Source organism: Chryseobacterium wanjuense, assembly GCF_900111495.1.
Lineage (GTDB): Bacteria > Bacteroidota > Bacteroidia > Flavobacteriales > Weeksellaceae > Chryseobacterium > Chryseobacterium wanjuense.
The window spans coordinates 393,254-410,676 of sequence record NZ_FOIU01000003.1; the positions used below are offsets into that span (position 1 = coordinate 393,254).

General features: G+C 35.7%; 18 protein-coding genes. 15 read left to right on the forward strand and 3 right to left on the reverse strand.

Annotation, left to right across the window (positions count from 1 at the left end; all coding sequences use genetic code 11):
• Nucleotides 1-10 precede the first annotated feature (10 nt).
• The 13 genes from BMX24_RS18240 to BMX24_RS18300 all read left to right on the forward strand — a co-directional run bounded on the left by BMX24_RS18240 (nt 11) and on the right by BMX24_RS18300 (nt 10,127).
• A complete protein-coding gene (locus BMX24_RS18240) occupies nt 11-547 on the forward strand; it encodes an NADPH-dependent FMN reductase (protein WP_089795338.1) in 537 nt (178 codons plus the stop codon).
• Nucleotides 544-1,122, forward strand: a complete 579-nt coding sequence (locus BMX24_RS18245; protein WP_089795339.1) for a TMEM175 family protein — start codon at nt 544-546, stop codon at nt 1,120-1,122. Before BMX24_RS18240 ends, BMX24_RS18245 begins: the two co-directional genes overlap by 4 nt.
• A gap of 1 nt (nt 1,123) precedes the next feature.
• On the forward strand, nt 1,124-1,342 hold the full coding sequence (locus BMX24_RS18250; protein ID WP_089795341.1) for a (4Fe-4S)-binding protein: 219 nt from the start codon (nt 1,124-1,126) through the stop codon (nt 1,340-1,342).
• Complete coding sequence (locus BMX24_RS18255) at nt 1,342-1,740, forward strand: OsmC family protein (protein ID WP_089795343.1); 399 nt, start codon at nt 1,342-1,344, stop codon at nt 1,738-1,740. Before BMX24_RS18250 ends, BMX24_RS18255 begins: the two co-directional genes overlap by 1 nt.
• Before the next feature lies 1 nt (nt 1,741).
• Entirely contained in the window at nt 1,742-2,041 is a 300-nt protein-coding gene (locus BMX24_RS18260) for a GNAT family N-acetyltransferase (protein ID WP_170835747.1), read from the forward strand.
• A gap of 272 nt (nt 2,042-2,313) precedes the next feature.
• A complete protein-coding gene (locus BMX24_RS18265) occupies nt 2,314-3,753 on the forward strand; it encodes a sodium:solute symporter (RefSeq protein WP_089795346.1) in 1,440 nt (479 codons plus the stop codon).
• A 181-nt stretch (nt 3,754-3,934) separates the two neighbouring features.
• Nucleotides 3,935-4,450, forward strand: a complete 516-nt coding sequence (locus tag BMX24_RS18270; protein ID WP_089795348.1) for a hypothetical protein — start codon at nt 3,935-3,937, stop codon at nt 4,448-4,450.
• 111 nt (nt 4,451-4,561) lie between these two features.
• Entirely contained in the window at nt 4,562-5,413 is an 852-nt protein-coding gene (locus tag BMX24_RS18275) for a transketolase (protein WP_089795350.1), read from the forward strand.
• A gap of 27 nt (nt 5,414-5,440) precedes the next feature.
• The gene (locus BMX24_RS18280) at nt 5,441-6,619 is read left to right on the forward strand and encodes a hypothetical protein (protein WP_089795351.1); all 1,179 of its coding nucleotides are present in this window, start codon (nt 5,441-5,443) and stop codon (nt 6,617-6,619) included.
• A 10-nt stretch (nt 6,620-6,629) separates the two neighbouring features.
• The gene (locus tag BMX24_RS18285; protein WP_089795353.1) at nt 6,630-7,577 is read left to right on the forward strand and encodes a transketolase family protein; all 948 of its coding nucleotides are present in this window, start codon (nt 6,630-6,632) and stop codon (nt 7,575-7,577) included.
• Nucleotides 7,578-7,896: 319 nt separating this feature from the next.
• A complete protein-coding gene (locus tag BMX24_RS18290; RefSeq protein WP_089795356.1) occupies nt 7,897-8,793 on the forward strand; it encodes a helix-turn-helix domain-containing protein in 897 nt (298 codons plus the stop codon).
• 234 nt (nt 8,794-9,027) lie between these two features.
• Nucleotides 9,028-9,501 (forward strand): hypothetical protein, encoded by a 474-nt coding sequence (locus BMX24_RS18295; protein WP_139176896.1) that lies wholly within the window; start codon nt 9,028-9,030, stop codon nt 9,499-9,501.
• Between the two features lie 44 nt (nt 9,502-9,545).
• Nucleotides 9,546-10,127 carry a TlpA family protein disulfide reductase gene (locus BMX24_RS18300; RefSeq protein ID WP_089795361.1) on the forward strand — a complete coding sequence of 194 codons (582 nt, stop codon included), beginning with the start codon at nt 9,546-9,548 and terminating at the stop codon, nt 10,125-10,127.
• A gap of 20 nt (nt 10,128-10,147) precedes the next feature.
• Here the strand turns inward: BMX24_RS18300 and BMX24_RS18305 are convergent, their stop codons facing one another.
• From BMX24_RS18305 to BMX24_RS18315, 3 genes are all read right to left on the reverse strand, one after another.
• Nucleotides 10,148-10,525: a hypothetical protein gene (locus tag BMX24_RS18305; protein ID WP_089795364.1), complete on the reverse strand. Its 378-nt coding sequence runs from the start codon at nt 10,523-10,525 to the stop codon at nt 10,148-10,150.
• Nucleotides 10,526-10,592: 67 nt separating this feature from the next.
• Nucleotides 10,593-11,063 carry an Lrp/AsnC family transcriptional regulator gene (locus tag BMX24_RS18310; protein WP_027379287.1) on the reverse strand — a complete coding sequence of 157 codons (471 nt, stop codon included), beginning with the start codon at nt 11,061-11,063 and terminating at the stop codon, nt 10,593-10,595.
• Between the two features lie 134 nt (nt 11,064-11,197).
• Nucleotides 11,198-15,991, reverse strand: coding sequence for a translocation/assembly module TamB domain-containing protein (locus BMX24_RS18315; RefSeq protein ID WP_089795366.1), 4,794 nt, complete (start codon nt 15,989-15,991; stop codon nt 11,198-11,200).
• A gap of 4 nt (nt 15,992-15,995) precedes the next feature.
• Here BMX24_RS18315 and tsaD point away from each other — a divergent pair, with 4 nt between their 5' ends.
• Both tsaD and BMX24_RS18325 read left to right on the forward strand, forming a co-directional pair.
• Nucleotides 15,996-17,012 carry a tRNA (adenosine(37)-N6)-threonylcarbamoyltransferase complex transferase subunit TsaD gene (gene tsaD / locus BMX24_RS18320; protein WP_089795368.1) on the forward strand — a complete coding sequence of 339 codons (1,017 nt, stop codon included), beginning with the start codon at nt 15,996-15,998 and terminating at the stop codon, nt 17,010-17,012.
• The gene (locus tag BMX24_RS18325) at nt 17,009-17,419 is read left to right on the forward strand and encodes a hypothetical protein (RefSeq protein WP_089795370.1); all 411 of its coding nucleotides are present in this window, start codon (nt 17,009-17,011) and stop codon (nt 17,417-17,419) included. Before tsaD ends, BMX24_RS18325 begins: the two co-directional genes overlap by 4 nt.
• Nucleotides 17,420-17,423 lie beyond the last annotated feature (4 nt).

Sequence of the window (17,423 nt, forward strand, 5' to 3'; positions counted from 1 at the left end):
AAATAAACAAATGAAAATATTAGCATTTGCAGGAAGCACGTCTTCCACCTCGATCAACAGAGAACTGGTAAAATTTGTTTTGAAAGATTTTCAGGATGAAGAAATTAATTTAATTGACCTTAATGATTTCGATATGCCCGTTTTCTCCGTAGACCGCGAGAAGAAAGGCTTTCCGGACGCCGCCCACCATTTTTTGAAAGTCATTGAAGAATGCGACGTGATCATCTGTTCTCTGGCAGAACACAACAGGTCTTATAGCGCTGCTTTTAAAAACGTTTTCGACTGGGCTTCAAGAATTAACGTAAAAGTTTTTCAAAATAAACCCATGCTTCTGATGTCGACTTCTCCGGGAGGGTATGGCGGCGGAAATGTGATGAACACGGCAAAAACATTCTTCCCAAATTTCGGAGCCGATATTAAAGATACTTTCTCACTTCCGAAGTTTTACGAAAATTTTGATTTCGAGACCGGAGTTATCAATCCTGAAATGCTGAAAGATTTGAAGAACAAGATCGAGAATTTTAAAAATCAGGTGAAAAACCAATGACAAAAGGAAGATTAGAGGCTTTCAGCGATGGAGTTTTGGCCATCATCATTACCATCATGGTTCTTGAGCTCAAGTTACCGGAAGGAGACACTTGGGCGAGCCTGAAACCTATTTTACCGAAATTTTTAGCCTATATTTTCAGTTTTATTTATATCGGAATTTATTGGAACAACCATCATCACTTGTTTCAGATGGTAAAAAAAGTGAACGGAGGGATTCTTTGGGCCAATCTTCACCTGCTGTTCTGGCTTTCGCTGATGCCGGTGGCCACAGAATGGATCGGAGAAACACATTTTGCCAAAAACCCTGTCGCCGCTTATGGCATCGGATTGATTATGAGTGCCGTCGCGTACACCATTATGGAAAATTTAATCATTAAAAATGAAGGTGAAAATTCAAAATTAAAAGAAGCAATCCATTCAAAATTCAAAGAATATATTTCTATTGTGTTTTATGTTTTAGGATTCGCCACTTCATTTTTTTATCCTTATATTGCTATCGGTTTTTATTATCTCGTTGCATTGATATGGCTGATTCCGGACAGAAGAATCGAAAAATCTTTAAAAGAAAATTGATATGGAAACACATGAATATGTAAACGGAGAAATTACTGTTATCTGGCAGCCTAAGAAATGTATCCACGCTGCGGTTTGTGTAAAAATGCTCCCTAAAGTATATAACCCGAAGGAAAGGCCCTGGCTGAAACCGGAAAATGCAACTCCTTCAGAACTAAGAAATCAAATAGATAAATGCCCTTCAGGAGCATTAAGTTATAAATTCAATACAGAAAAATAATGGCGATTATCGTAAAAGCAAGCTTAGGAAAAGAAAAATATTATACAGAAGTCGTGGCCGGTGAAAATACATTAATCACCGACGAACCTGTAGACAAAGGAGGAGGAAACAAAGGTTTCAACCCCTTCGAAATCCTGGCAACATCGCTCGCAAGCTGTACAGCCGCAACATTGAGAATGTACATCGACAGAAAAGAATGGAATGTTGAAAAAATAAACGTAGAAGTGGAACTGGAAAATTTTCCTTTAACCAAAAGAGCGGTTTTTAAAAGAGATATCAGCTTTGAAGGAACCAATCTGGACGAAGAACAGCTGAAAAGGCTTCACACCATTGCAGACGCCTGTCCTATTCATAAAATTTTAATAAACGATATAGAAGTATTAACCAAATTTTCATAATATGATTGAAGTAAAACAAAACAACGACGCAAAACACGGAAATTTTGCAGCATTCATAGACGGAAACAGCGCAGGTCTTATGACGTATACCTGGGCCGGAGAAGAGAGGTTTATCATCGACCATACTGAAGTGGAAGAAGCATACAACGGACAAGGCGTTGGAAAAGAAATGCTTTTGGCTGCGGTAGATTTTGCAAGAAAAAACGGGAAAACCATTATTCCGCTTTGCCCTTTTGCAAAAGCTACTTTCCAGAAACATGAAGAGCTTCAGGATGTTTTGGTGAATCAGACACAGGCTTGATTTTTTAAAGTTAAGATTGAGGCTGAGATTGATAATTTTTAAGTTTAATCTGAATTTTATAGATGCTTCGAGAACCTCAGCCTGACATCGCTAATACTAAATGTTTGATTCTTTTAATAGAAAAATAACTGAATGTTTTATTATTCATGCCAAGCGGAGTCGAAACATCCCAACAAAAAAATATAAACCTTCCAGAGTAAAATCCGGAAGGTTTTTTCTTTTTCAACAGAACATAAAAAAACTATATTTGTAAAATTTTAATCGAGTAAAATATGTCTCCAATTATATTATTGTCCATCATTATCGTCTATTTCGCATTGCTGCTCTGGGTAGCGTACAGAACCGGAAAAGGAAGTGATAATGAGAGTTTCTTCATCGGAAACCGTAAAAGTAATTGGATGCTCGTAGCCTTCGGAATGATCGGGACTTCCCTTTCGGGTGTGACTTTCGTGAGTGTTCCGGGAGCCGTTGGGAATGATAAATTTTCGTATTTGCAGATCACTTTGGGATATCTTATCGGATATATGGTCATTGCCTACGTTCTTCTTCCTTTATATTACCGCTTAAAATTAACCTCCATTTACGGCTATCTCCAACAAAGGATGGGACAGCTTTCCTATAAATCGGGAGCCTGGATTTTCATTGTTTCGAGATTGGTGGGTGCGACTGCAAGGTTGTATCTGGTGGTGAATATTTTACAGGTTTCGATCCTCGATAATTTAGGAGTTCCTTTTATTGTGACTACGTTGATTATTTTGGCGATGATCATCCTTTATACTTATGAAGGAGGCGTAAAAACAATCGTCTGGACAGACACTTTACAGACTTCATGCATGCTTTTGGGATTGATTATCTGCACGGTTTATATGCTGAATCATTTGGGCTTAAATGTCGGAGAAAGCTTTGCCGCAATGAATGAAAAAGGCTATACCAAAATTTTCGATTTTGATCCGAATCAGAAGAGTTTCTTTATTAAACAAATTCTGGCAGGAGCTTTCATTACCATTACCATGACGGGAATTGATCAGGAAATGATGCAGAAAAGTTTATCCGTAACCAGACTTAAAGATTCACAAAAAAATATGGTTACACTGGGCTTTATTTTGCTGGGTGTCATTTCACTTTTCCTTTATATGGGCGGATTGCTGCACCTTTACGGAGCGCAGGAAAGCGTAGCTAGCGCAGGAGATCAATTATTTCCGGATATTGCGTTGAATCATATGCCACCGTTTATTTCGATTATCTTTATTATTGCCTTAATTTCGGCCTTATTTCCAAGTGCGGACGGTGCAATGACGGCCTTGACCTCATCTTTGTGCATCGATATTTTCGGGATGAGGGATAAAACCCATTGGGATGACGGCAAAAAAGAAAAATTCAGGAAAAATGTTCACTTGCTTGTTGCATTGGCTTTCCTGGTTATGGTGATTATTTTTAAAATTATTAATGATAATTCCATGATTGGTTTAATTCTTAAATTGGCAGGATTTACTTACGGACCCCTTTTAGGACTTTTTGCCTTTGGAATTTTTACGAAATATAAAGTTAAGGACAACTTGGTGCCTTTTATTTGTATTATAGCTCCGGTTATTTCTTTCTTTATTGATAAGTATCAGGAAAAACTTTTCGGAGAGTTTAAAATCGGATTGGAACTTTTGATTATCAATGGATTGCTGACGTTTATCGGGCTTTGGTTGATCAGGAAGAAATAATCTTTAAGTTTTGGCTGAAGCCAATTGAATATTGATTTATTTAAAAAACGGGCTAAAGCCCGTTGCTATTGATGTTTTTAGATCCTTCCAGGATGACAAAGATGGCGTTGATAACTTTAAATATAAAATATTAAACCCAAAACTCAGAACCTTAAATTTTAAACCCAAAACCTAAAAACCTATGAAAAAAATTATTCAATTATTCTTACTACTCTTTGCTGTAAGCTTTATCTCTGCTCAGGAATTTGAAATTTCTACGTTGAGAATCGGACCGTACAAAATTTTTATGAAAAATGATGAAGCGGATAAATTCGGGACAAAATTGAAGCAGACGAATTACGAATTAAAAAATGTTATCAAATACAACGGTGAAACGATTTTAATTGCAACCAACCCCGATTACGATGATCAGGGAAAAGAGAATGGAAAAATTGTGATTCAGGGACTTTCTACAAAAAGTAAAAAATTCAAAACAAAAAGCGGAATCGGAGTTGGAAGTACCAAAGACGATATCATTAATGCCTATAAAAATTATCCCAGCTACAGCGTTTATCCCACTTATGACGAAAAAGGAAATAAGCAAAACAATTCCAGTAATTTTATATTAAATGATCTGGATGCGGGCACTACCCTTACCTTTACAATCGTAAATAATATGGTCACCGAGATGTCTGTTTTCATCAACGAAGGCTGTTAAATCTTTAAAAATATTTAAACAATTAAAAATCCGTGATTTATGTCCGGATTTTTGCATTTCCATAACCCGTCAAAAAATTGTAAATTCGCGGGCAAATAAATCTTAATATAAATGAGTAAAAGTATCGAAGAGTTAAAATCTCTTACTACGCAAATCAGAAGAGACATTTTGAGAATGGTTCATGCTGTAAATTCTGGTCACCCAGGAGGAAGTTTAGGTTGTACTGAATACTTTACAGCCCTTTACGGAAAAGTAATGAACTATAGTCTTCCTTTCACGATGGAGGGTAAAAATGAAGATCATTTCTATCTTTCAAACGGACACATTTCTCCGGTATTCTATTCTACTTTGGCTAGATTCGGCTTTTTTCCGGTGGATGAATTGAGAACTTTCAGAAAATTAGATTCAAGACTACAAGGTCACCCGACTACTCACGAAGGGCTTCCTGGCGTAAGAATCGCTTCAGGTTCTCTTGGACAGGGACTTTCTGTGGCTCTAGGTGTTGCTGAAGGTAAAAAACTAGATGGAGATAACGCTCTTGTATACACTCTTCACGGAGACGGAGAATTGCAGGAAGGACAAATCTGGGAAGCTTTGATGTATGCTGCTGCCAAAAAAGTTGATAATATCATTTCTACAATCGACTACAACGGCCGCCAGATTGATGGTGATACTGAGGATGTATTGAGCTTAGGAAATCTTCATGCAAAATTGGAAGCTTTCGGATGGCTTGTTTTGGAAGAGAAAAACGGTAACGATCTTGAGGCGGTAATTGCTATCTTAGAAAAAGCAAAATCTGAAACAGGAAAAGGAAAACCGGTAGTGATCATCCTTCATACAGAAATGGGTTACGGTGTAGATTATATGATGGGAACTCACGCTTGGCACGGAAAAGCTCCTAATGATGAGCAATTGGATACTGCATTCAAACAATTATATTTGGAAGCTCCTGCAGATTACTAATCTCTTTTTATCAAAATCAAGTTAACCATGAAAAAGTTTTTGTTGATCTGTTTGTTTTTCAATTTTATACTGGGAATTTCTCAGGAAAAGAAAATTTCTTTCACCAAAGAGATTCGTTATACATTAATTGAAAAAAAGAAATCTCAGGTATTTATAAAGTCATTCGCCAGCAATAAAGGCGAATTTCTAACACAGGCAAATATTCGGGAATTTCCTGTTTATTTTTTCACGGATGCTTTGGGAACAAGTTCAGTAGGACTGGAAATGAACAATCGCCTGAACGGATCCAATGCTTTTGCTTCGTCAATGTTTTTCGGGTACAACAGATCTCAGCCCGAAAATAAAGAAGAATGTGTTCTTGAAAGTAAAAAGTTGGATACAAAGGAAACTATTTTAGGAGTTCCATGTTCTCATTATATTGTAAATTTTAAATTAAAAGATGGTGAGAGCAAAGGCAAGGATGCTATGAAATTATGTATTGATGATAAATCAGACTACAATAACATTCCTGTTTTAAGTGGAATTTTTACAATGTTTGAAAGAAGATCAAAAATTAAAAATTCTGGCTTAAAAGGTCTTATTTTAAAAGGCGGACCTGCTGAAAGCTATGATACTGAATATTTTGTGGCTTCTTCCATGAAAGATTCTGAAAGCTTCGTGTATTTCGATCACAAAAAAGCGATGATGGATCAGCAAAGACAGATGGATTCTCTTACGCTTGCTTATAAAAAGCAGGAAGAAGAATATGCAAAAGCTGATTCTGCGGCTGTATTAATTGATTCTGCAGCGGCTGTGGCATTAGATTCTGTAGCTATGGCAGAAGCTCCAAACGGTACAATGTCTGATGAATATTCTTACTATATTCCTGATTATGTTTCCGAATATAAAAAAGGAAGTACTGAAGATTCCAGTTTAGCCATGACCAATATTCCTAATCAAAAGCTTTGGAAAGGACTTCCGAAACATTGTAAGAATTTTGAAAAAGACCTTCCTTCTTTTAACAATAAAGATTTGAAAAGTCACTTGAAAAACTATGTGGGACAGGTCTGTGATATGTATCTTACTCAGTCCGAAGGTCATAATGTAGGCATTAAAATTACGTTAGACGAAATAAGACGTGAAGTTCTGTACCTCAACGAAATTCAGGAAAAACTTGATCAATCAGATAAAAAGAAATTAAATACTTATTTAAAAAATCTAGATTAAAAAAATAAAAATGAAATATACATATACAGAAAAAAAGGATACGCGTTCAGGATTTGGAGCCGGATTGGCTGAACTTGCTGATAAGAATCCTAATGTTGTAGCACTTTGTGCAGACCTTATCGGTTCTTTGAAAATGGAGAAATTCATTGAAAAAGCACCAGAAAGATTCTTCCAGGTGGGTATCGCTGAAGCTAATATGATGGGGCTTGCTGCAGGTCTTAGCATCACAGGGAAAATTCCTTTCACGGGAACTTTCGCTAACTTCTCTACTTCAAGAGTGTATGACCAGATCCGTCAGTCGATCGCTTATTCCGGGAAAAATGTAAAGATCTGTGCTTCTCACGCAGGGCTTACTTTAGGAGAAGACGGTGCGACACACCAGGTTTTGGAAGACATCGGAATGATGAAAATGCTTCCCGGGATGACGGTTATCAACCCATGTGACTACAACCAGACAAAAGCTGCAACCATCGCGATTGCTGATCATGAAGGTCCTGTATATTTAAGATTCGGAAGACCGACTGTACCGGTTTTCATCCCTGAAGATATGCCTTTCGAAATCGGAAAAGGAATTTTGCTTCAGGAAGGAACTGATGTAACGATCGTTGCAACGGGTCACCTTGTTTGGGAATCTCTTGTAGCTGCAGATGAGCTTGAAAAAGAAGGTATTTCTTGTGAAGTGATCAATATCCACACCATTAAACCTTTGGACGAAGAGATCATCTTAAAATCGGTTGAAAAAACAGGAAAAATTGTAACAGCTGAAGAACATAACTATCTTGGTGGTTTGGGAGAATCTGTTGCGGGTATGTTGGCTAGAAGAAGACCTACAAGACAGGAATTCGTAGCGGTAAACGATACTTTCGGAGAATCTGCAACACCTGCTGAATTGATGAAGAAATATAAAATCGATTCGACGGCTGTGAAGGAAGCTGTGAAAAGAATTTTAGAGAAATAATTTCTTTTTAATATATAAATGAAAAGCATCCGTTTTTGGATGCTTTTTTTTGTTATTTTAAATCGTAGATAAATATTTTACTATAGTTCAATCGTTTTACAAAACATGAACCAAAACACTGACTATCACCACAAAAATTAAAAAAAACAATTGTTTTTTTCATATATTTGGGAAAAACAAAAATGTATGAAAAAGGCTACCTATCAGGATAGGGAGAAAGTCGTTGATATCTTATGTCAGGCTTTTATTGATGTTCTTATTCCCAATTCTATAAATTTTGTTGTAAACAAATACTTAAAACTTAAATCAATTATATAAAATGTTTGTTTTAAGTATGCACTTCAGCACAATTATTTATATCATAATATTTGTGCTTTTAATAATTATTGCTTCAATTAATTTTGTTCTTCATTGGAAACAAAGAGATCGTATTTATTATTTGCGATTTCTTTTATTATCAATTGTCGGATTAATATATAACTTTATAGAAGAAATATTTCCAGACAGTAAATCTACTATAGATCGTAATACTCAATATATAATATCTTATACGTCAGGTTTGCTTTCAGCATTTTATTTTTTATTTTATTTATATAAGGAATATCACTTAAAGTTTATCAAAAGATTTGACTTACTTTTGGTGGGTTCATTTTCATTCTTAATCTTGATTTGTTCTTTTATTATTCCTCTTTCAATTACTAAATCAATTAGTATTCCTAGATATCTTTTCTTATCAATTATTTTAATTATTTTATTACTCAATATCTTTTCAATACTTAAAAATCAGTTTCTAAAATTTAAATCCAGTAAAGAAATATTTTTAAAAGTACATTCAATCATTGGAGTTATTGGCTTTTTAAGTATTATATCATTACCAATTACAATTCTTTCTTCTTCTGGAAATCAGTTTATTGTTCAATTTTGTTACACTCTAGGCTTTTTTATTATTTCAACCGATTATTTTTTATATCCGTATCGAAAAGAGGAAATTAAAAAAACAATTCCATTCGAAAAATTATCCGTAAGAGAAACAGAAGTTTTAAAATTGCTTTTGGAAGATCCGAATTTAAAATATTCTGAAATCAGCCAGATGTTAAATATTTCAGAGAAAACATTATCCACCCATCTATCTAATATTTACAAGAAAATTGAAATAAAAAACAAGAAAGAAATTCATGAAATAAGTAAGATATATAAAAGCACTATCATAGAATAACACGCTGCAAATCAATAAATTTCAAACCCTTACTAGCTACCCTTAGTAATTTAAGTAGAAGTTTAAGGGTAAAAAATTCAAGTTTTGGTGATTAATGATTTTATGTTTGCATCAGAAACGCAAGTGATGTTTTTTGTTTGTGCGCACGACAAAAATAAAACTGCCGATCGGCAACAATTCCAAGTCGGGAATTGTATGATTAAAATTAATTATTAAACTTAAGAAAAACAATTTATGTCAAAATTATTTAAACTTACATTTACCTTGGTCTTATTTATCGGAACTTTTAGTTTTGCAAATAGTAAATCCACAGACATTATGATTGATGATTTACCTTATTTAAATCATATTAGTAATTCTCCTACATTTAAATATGGATGCAAAACTTTCCATATAACTGTATCAATTAAATTTATTGAAGTAGAAACAGATGTAACAGTTTGCGCGGGATGTACAAGTTATATGGCAGTAACGTGTGGAGGATCGATAAGTAAAAATGCATCAGAACAAGATTTTACTTTTGGTGGAATGGATCTTAATCAATTAATGAAAGATAGAAGATTTGCTGATGCAGAACAAATAACTGTTCTAGCATCAAGCATAGAAACAGATGATAATACTTCATTGACTGTAAAGAGAGGGACATACAAAATCATCAGAGATGAAAATGGGTATGGAACAATAGTAAATTTAGAAGTAACAAAATAACCAACAGAATAAGAGTGTAGCATCTACTACACTCTTATTAAATTATGAAAAAGATATTTTATATAACGTTGACAATCTGCCTATGTATAGCATTCGGTTTATTTTTGATAAATCAAAACACAGATATCATTAAAAACTTAAAGATCAGAACTGCAGATCAGGTAAAAAAGGATGAAGTAAAATATTCATTAAAGAATAGCCCGTTCTACAAACAATATTTTTCAAAAAAAAATCTAATTGTTTTCAATATTTGGGCGACGTGGTGCGAACCTTGCCTGAAGGAAATGTCTGTATTGAACAAAGTCAAAAAACAAATGAATAATTCTGATATTATTTTTTTATCTTATTCATTAGATAACGATTCTCTAAAAATTAAAAATTTCAATGCTTCTAAAAGGTTTGATTTTAAAGATATAACACTTGAAAACTATTCCTACAAAAACTCTATTCTTTTGGCTTTAGATGCAAATAAAAATGAGATCAACAATTCCATTATTAATATTTCTTCTACAGAATTACCTGAAACTTTCATTATAAAAAATGGAAAAGTCGTTTACATAACCAAAGGAATGATTAATTACGAAGATTTTTTAGAAAAATTGAAATCATTTAACTCGCAAAAATGACAGCTCAAATACTGATCTATTTACCTAAAAAACTTCCACTTCGGAATAATCGCCAGCATTCCAAAACCTGTAAAAAGGAACAGATTCGTAACGTCTGTGTATAAAAATGTCGACAGATAATAGTTATGCATAAAGAAATGCAATACCAGCAAGGCAGGGAAAGCAAAGATCCCTATTTTCCTGTAAAAGAACATCAGCACCAGGCTGACTGCCATCAGAGCATCAACCGAAAAAATAATAAAGAAATACCACCTCGGGATGTTGAGATATTCATGCTGCAGATACTCATCCAGATCGATCCCAAAACCCATTAGCGTAAACAACATCAAGGCTGCGAAAGCCAGAATAAATCCCCATCCTTTCTTCGGATCTTCGTCAAAATAGCTGTATTCTTCCATAGGTACAAAAATAAAGAACTTATGAGAGATTTCATAAGTTCTTTTATATAATTCGTTTAAAATTTGATTATACAGAGATTGCGTTGATCAATCTGTTTTTGTCACTTAGGTATTCTTCCATAGAAATCATACTCTCCGTTCTCATTACATCTTGAATATCATCAATTTGATAGATGATTCTCTTAGCATCGTCAGTATTTTTAGCTTTTACTTTACAGAAAATGTTATATTTTCCGGAAATAACGCTAGCTTCGATTACGTTAGGAATGGTTGACAATTCTTTTAGAACTTCCTGAGTTCTGTTTGATTTTGTCAAAAGGATTCCGATGAAAGCTGTAAAGTGATAATCTAGCTTCCCGTAGTCGATATTAAGAGATGATCCCAAAATAATACCCGCATCCTCCATCTTTTTCACTCTTACGTGAATTGTACCAGCAGAAACATCCATCTGCTTAGCAATTTCAGTAAAAGGCATTCTTGTATTTTCTACTAAGAAATCAAGAATTTTCTTGTCTATTTCGTCCAGTTGATAGTTCATATTAGTTAAATTACAATTTTCTTAAAAAATCTATGTATTTTTTGCAAATTTATAAAAAATAATTTAACTAAAAAAATTATATCAAATATTAACAATAATTAACACGGATGATAAAAATCATTAAAAATTTAGAATTATTTCGCTCCGGATTTTGTAGAATCTGTTTTTATCTCCTGCTTTGGTTCCTGAACTTTTTTATCTTTTTTCTTCTTTTTGAATAAAGAATTAAAGCTCTTGCTCCAAACGATACCTCCTCCATAGGCTTGGTTAGCAGTTCCGTTGGATCCCGCTCCATTTACCATTCCGATATTGGAAGGCTTAGAATACCCTCTCAGGATCAGGCTTCCGTCATTCTTTTTAGAAATATCGTACTCGATCGTTCCTTCTCCGGACAGATAATTGGTCTCTGTGTTTTCTGTTTTGGTTAAAGGAATTCCAAGTCCTGTTTTTACTTTAATTCTTGGGGAAAGGGCAAAACTTACCCCCGCATTCGCCCTGTCTCCCGTATTCGAATTCTGGTCTCCTTTTACATAATTAAGGTCAATCTGGAATTCGTTACTCATCGTATTAAGAACAGAACCCAGCTGTTTCAGCAACATATTATATCCGGAAGATTCCGCAACTCCCGCTACATCCACATCTACTCCACCGGTATTTGAAACATTAAAACTGCTCAGCAACAAGACGGACCCAAACTGAAGAACTTTCTCCCCTTCCTGGCTCATTTTTGCTGCCAACGTTTCCCTTACCTGGCTCGAAACATCCAATGCAGTAACATTAAGATCAACCTTAGGATCGATAAGAGATTGTGTAATATTGGCCTGTAGCAAAATACTTATCGGCTGCAGACTTCCCATATTCAGGTATTCTCCTGCGTTGGAAACCATTCTTACATAGTTTGCCGTAATGTCGAGAGCCGGCTTCATCGCATCACCATCCCAACGGATGCTGCTTCCTTTCTCGATTTGGAAGGTTTTATTTAAGATCGCTTTCGAAACAAAAGTTCCGTTGTCTACTCTATACGTTCCGTTCATGGCGATATTTCCCTGTCTGCTCATCTGGAAGCGAAGTTTTTCTGCCGCTCCTTTTACCATGATATTTCCTACATCATCACCTATCAGAACATTCACCGTAGTTCCTTTATCAACATCCAAAGAAAAATCGATATTCATATTGGCTCCGGTTTTTTTCTTTTCCTCAAGGGTTACCAAGCCGTCTTTTCCTTCTTTCAGGAACCTCAGCATTTTAAACTCCTCCACATTGGAAGTAGACCCTGAATTGAAAGTAAAGGTACTTCCGTTCAGCGCTTTCATATTAGGCGTTGAAATACTTAATCCTGAAACAGGCCCATCCACATAAAGATCTCCTTGCCCGTACACTCTGCCCCAGAATAGATCAAAATCTTTCTGAGTGGTATTTAGCATTAATAAATTATCGGCTCTCATTACGAGGTTGACCCCCATCGAAGAAATAGTCTCAAACTGAATCGCACCGGAAATATTTCCTTTGGAATTGGTTCTTCCGTCGTGCACTTCGATATTATTGAGAATGGCAAGACCTTTCGTTAAAGGAATCACCGTATCATCAAACGAGTAATCAACTCCAGTAAACAGCAGTTTTAATCCAAAACCTTTCAGCGCAATATCTCCACTGTAATCCAGATCACTGAATTTTCCTGAAATTTTAAGGTCTCCCGTCGCTTTTCCGCGAAGATTTCCAAAAACAGTCTGTACGAACTGCTGTGCAAAAGCAAGGTCAAAATCCCTCATTTCTGCCGTAAGATCAAGAACTGGTGATGATCCGTTGTTGTTAACTGTTCCTGTAAGGTTTAAACTGTTATTTCCAAGCACTCCCGCAGAATTTACCTGTACGTTTACATCATAGACATTCAGAGAATATCCGTTGGTTGCAGAAATGGTGATATCTCCCATATCGTTTCCGTTCATCTTGATATCATCGATGGTCATGTCTACCAAAGGCTGCAATGTGCTCTTATCCATCCTGATTTGCACACTTCCGTTGGCCAGACCTTTAATATTTAAAGAATTTCCGCCGGACTGCATTTCCAGGAGTTTTTCGATGGCGAAATTATTGACTTCCGCATCTACATAAAAATCTTTGGCTGACTTAAACTGCGCTTCTTTCACAAACAAAGCACTGTCATCAGAATAAACCCGCAAATTCCTTATATCAAAATCGCCCTCTTTCTTACGATACGTAATGGAATGATTGAGATCCGGACTCGTATCAATGGCCCAGGTCACATCATTGAATTTCACCTCAGTAGGCTCAAATTTAAAGACAAAATCCCCTGCCGCATTCGTTGATTGATTTACATTAATTGCATATTCCTTCATTTGGTCAGCAAGTTCATCTTCAGCGTTTCCATGCTTGAATTTTGTAGCAAGATGAAGAACCGTATTATTCTCATTTCTTCCGCTTAACGTAATGTCTTTAAGAATATTTTTATTGTATACAGCCCTGCTTATTTTAGCAAAAATCTGCTCATTAAGATTTGCCGTATTGATTCTTACCATGAGACTGTCGACCATGGCGCTGTCCCGCGTGATTTTATCTCTTTCATTAATTTTATACTCAGGATTGGCTGCGGCCAATGCTTTATCCGCTTCCGTAATTTCCTGAACTTTGGTCATGATATACTTCAGTGATGCGGCATCTACATTCAGAATCAGGTTGTTTGAATTTCCGTCATACTGACCTTCCACTTTTGCTCCCTGCGGAATTTTAAGGTCGGGAAGAAAATAACTTACCAACCCTTGTTGAACATCAAAATTCATAGCAAAATTCTGACCTCTGTATAATTTTCTCGGAGCCGGGCCAACTAAAATTTTATTCAGTCCGTTTTCTACCATTCCGGCAAGATCTCCAAGATTGTATCTTCCGGAAATTTTCCCATTTACAGCTCCCGGAGCATCTACATCGATCACTCGACCGCCAGCTTCGACGAAAGTTTTTACCTTAGCATTCGGGATGGTATATTTTTGTGTTGCCGTCGCAAAATTGATATTAGTGGCTTCAACATCCAAAGCAAGATCATTGATCGACGACATTGCCATTTTACCGTTTACTTTCCCGCTTACGATCTGGTTTCCGGGTTTATCGGTAAAATAATTCATATTTAAATAATTAACATCAGCGTCAACATTCATAGAAATTCTTGAAGTACTGAAATCAATTAACCCCTTAATTGTAGCTTTCGCCTGCTCGTCGTTAACGGTAATTAAGCCATTGTATTTTTTATGATCCAATAATCCGTCCAGATAAAGATTATTGATCTCTTTGTTCATTATTTCAATGCTTGAAATCTGGGATTTCGTGGTCAGTCTCATGGTATTTACATCGAAACTCTGCCCATTAATATCAAACCTTCCGGAGATCAAACCAACTGATTTATTTTTAGTAATCACCGAAGTGTTCAGATCTTTCACTTCCGCCAACCCGGAATATTTCGGCATTGCAGTACTGTAGCCAGTCAGTGAAAATTTCGTGATTTTTGCCTGTCCTATTCCCGTCATTAAATTTCCGTTCGAAACATACACCTGATCAGGATTTACCCTCGCAGCTCCGTTATATTTCAGTTTTCCGAAATCATCAGCAAAATTCTTCATCTTTTTAGAAATGAATGAAGGCATCATTGCTTTCAGGTCTTTATATGTAAAATCCGTTGAAAGATTATTGGTTTCAATTAAAAATTTACCTTTCAGCAAATCTTTTACTTTCATGGTTTTAGTTGCGATATTCACCTCAGGATTCCGGATCAGGAAGTTTTCAAGATAAAAACTATTTAATGGACCAGTCATTTTTCCGGACACATTGAAAGGTCTGAAATTATCCCAATTGGTTACAAAATAACTGATATCATAACCGCTCAGCTGGCTTCCCTGCTGAAGATTCATATCCCAGCGGACACGGTCTGCAAAATCAGCCCATGAGCCATTATTTAAATGAAATTTAATATCACCCTGCAGCAACGTGTGATCTGTATTTAATGTTAAATCCTTTAATGACAAATACTTTGGCGTCATGGATAATTCTGTCGAAAAAGTATCTACTAAATGAGATTTCCCCCATCTTTTTGTGACGAAGGACATATTGTTGATCAACGCAGAAATATTGGCTCCGTTTACTTTTACATTGGGAGCTTTCAGATTAAAATTCGTTGCAGTAAGCCATTTTCCGGCTTCTCCCGGGGAATTTTGATTAACAATCGAAACTTTGGAATCAAGAATCTGCAACCTTGAATTGAGCTGAAATTCCGGTTTTTTGGGATCTTTTGGTTTTCCACTGTCAAACAGCTGTGTAAAACGGATAAAATTTGAGATACTGTCGCCTTTATAAGTAATGACTTTTACGTCGGCATTTTTAAGGGTAAGAGAGTTGAAACTTAGAGAATTGTTTTTCCCGATATTGGTGGCCAGAGAAAACCAGTCTGAATTTGCCGTAAATTCTTTTGCTGTAATAAAATCGAGACCTTTATAATCTTTGATTTTCAGTCCTTTGATTTTCACATTTCCGAAGAAATTCACTTCGACACTTTCGGTCGACATTTGTGCTTTAAAGTCCTTATTTACAATCTGTAAGGCCTGATTGGCAGCCCATTGCTTTGTGACGGGAAGATTGATAATAACAAAAACCGCAACCACTAATGCAACACCCAACCAGAAAAGAATCAGTAAAAGTTTTGCCCACCAAGAGTAGCTTGTAACATCTTTTACGGCCTGTTTTCCGAACTCTTCAGCCGTCTCTACCGGATGGTGAATCGCATCTGAAGCCAGTTCAGACGCTTCCTTAACCGTCTCCTTTACAACATCTTCTGCATTTTCAACGGCTTTCTGTACCTGATCACCTAAGTTTCCAGCTACTGATTTTTTGTTCTCATTCTCGTTATTATTCTCTAACTTTGCCATTATTATGAGCGACTCTATAATTTTAGGTATTGAATCGTCTTGCGACGACACATCAGCAGCTATCATCAAGGGAAATTCTATTTTGTCGAACATCGCTGCGAATCAGGCTATCCATAAAGAATATGGCGGTGTTGTTCCTGAACTGGCTTCGCGCGCACATCAGCAAAATATCATCCCCGTTGTTGAAAAATCTCTAACTAAAGCAAATATACAACAAAATGCTATTTCTGCGATAGGATTTACACGTGGCCCCGGACTTTTGGGATCACTTCTTGTCGGAACCTCCTTTGCAAAATCATTGGCAATGAGCCTGGATGTTCCTTTAATTGAAGTAAACCATTTACAGGCGCACATTTTAGCCCATTTTATTGCAGATGCAAATCCTATGCCGCCAAAATTTCCGTTTTTGTGCCTTACCGTAAGCGGCGGTCATACAATGATCGTTTTGGTAAAGGATTATTTTGACATGGAAATCATCGGGAAAACCATTGATGATGCGGCAGGAGAAGCTTTTGACAAAATCGGAAAAATCTTTGACCTGGATTATCCGGCAGGTCCGATCATCGATAAAATGGCGAAAGAAGGAAACCCTGATTCATATAAATTTAATAAACCAAAACTGGATAATTACGATTATTCTTTCAGTGGAATTAAAACTTCTGTATTATATTTTATACAAAAAGAAGTTAAAAAAGACCCGGATTTTATTAAAAACAATATTTATGATCTTTGTGCTTCCGTACAAAAGACCATCATTGAAATTTTAATGAATAAACTGGAAAAAGCAGCGAAAGATTTGGATATTAAAGAAGTGGCGATTGCCGGTGGAGTTTCTGCCAATTCTGCCCTGAGAAAAGCAATGCAGGACAACCAGGAAAAGCTAGGCTGGAATATCTATATCCCAAAATTTGAATATACTACCGATAACGCGGCGATGATTGCGATGGTGGCTCAATTAAAATTTGAAAGAGGCGAGTTTACTGATCTCAGAACGACTGCTACGGCGAAATATGATCTATGAAAATACTGTTAGAAGAAAAAATACTTGGAACACATTCTAAAAAGAATTCAAAATATTATTGGATTTTAGAAACGATTACAGGAAAAAACGAAGTCTTTGCTGAAGCTGAAGAAGATGATTTTTTGATGAACAGTTCCGAACAAGGATATATTCAAAATGTAAAAGAAGAAATTATTGAAAAAATGAACGCTGAAAATGTATTCAGCTTTGCTTTTGAACCTAAAGAAGGAGATTATTTATCCATTAAAAATAATTTAAGAAAAAACGAATATCTTAATTTAATTTTTATGAATAATAAGTGGATTGAAGAAATTTATGCCTGTTCTTACAGAGACTGCGAAGGTGATATTTATACCACAATAAAAACCGGAGTTGCATTTTTGAGCGAAAATGAGATTACATTTTAAAAAA

Coding starts and splice junctions, on each gene's coding strand:
- BMX24_RS18315 (WP_089795366.1), bottom strand. CDS start 15,991: ATGGCAAAGTTAGAGAATAATAACGAGAATGAGAACAAAAAATCAGTA.
- BMX24_RS18280 (WP_089795351.1), top strand. CDS start 5,441: ATGAAAAAGTTTTTGTTGATCTGTTTGTTTTTCAATTTTATACTGGGA.
- BMX24_RS18295 (WP_139176896.1), top strand. CDS start 9,028: ATGTCAAAATTATTTAAACTTACATTTACCTTGGTCTTATTTATCGGA.
- BMX24_RS18255 (WP_089795343.1), top strand. CDS start 1,342: ATGGCGATTATCGTAAAAGCAAGCTTAGGAAAAGAAAAATATTATACA.
- BMX24_RS18285 (WP_089795353.1), top strand. CDS start 6,630: ATGAAATATACATATACAGAAAAAAAGGATACGCGTTCAGGATTTGGA.
- BMX24_RS18290 (WP_089795356.1), top strand. CDS start 7,897: ATGTTTGTTTTAAGTATGCACTTCAGCACAATTATTTATATCATAATA.
- BMX24_RS18245 (WP_089795339.1), top strand. CDS start 544: ATGACAAAAGGAAGATTAGAGGCTTTCAGCGATGGAGTTTTGGCCATC.
- BMX24_RS18260 (WP_170835747.1), top strand. CDS start 1,742: ATGATTGAAGTAAAACAAAACAACGACGCAAAACACGGAAATTTTGCA.
- BMX24_RS18300 (WP_089795361.1), top strand. CDS start 9,546: ATGAAAAAGATATTTTATATAACGTTGACAATCTGCCTATGTATAGCA.
- BMX24_RS18275 (WP_089795350.1), top strand. CDS start 4,562: ATGAGTAAAAGTATCGAAGAGTTAAAATCTCTTACTACGCAAATCAGA.
- BMX24_RS18305 (WP_089795364.1), bottom strand. CDS start 10,525: ATGGAAGAATACAGCTATTTTGACGAAGATCCGAAGAAAGGATGGGGA.
- BMX24_RS18270 (WP_089795348.1), top strand. CDS start 3,935: ATGAAAAAAATTATTCAATTATTCTTACTACTCTTTGCTGTAAGCTTT.
- tsaD (WP_089795368.1), top strand. CDS start 15,996: ATGAGCGACTCTATAATTTTAGGTATTGAATCGTCTTGCGACGACACA.
- BMX24_RS18310 (WP_027379287.1), bottom strand. CDS start 11,063: ATGAACTATCAACTGGACGAAATAGACAAGAAAATTCTTGATTTCTTA.
- BMX24_RS18240 (WP_089795338.1), top strand. CDS start 11: ATGAAAATATTAGCATTTGCAGGAAGCACGTCTTCCACCTCGATCAAC.
- BMX24_RS18265 (WP_089795346.1), top strand. CDS start 2,314: ATGTCTCCAATTATATTATTGTCCATCATTATCGTCTATTTCGCATTG.
- BMX24_RS18325 (WP_089795370.1), top strand. CDS start 17,009: ATGAAAATACTGTTAGAAGAAAAAATACTTGGAACACATTCTAAAAAG.
- BMX24_RS18250 (WP_089795341.1), top strand. CDS start 1,124: ATGGAAACACATGAATATGTAAACGGAGAAATTACTGTTATCTGGCAG.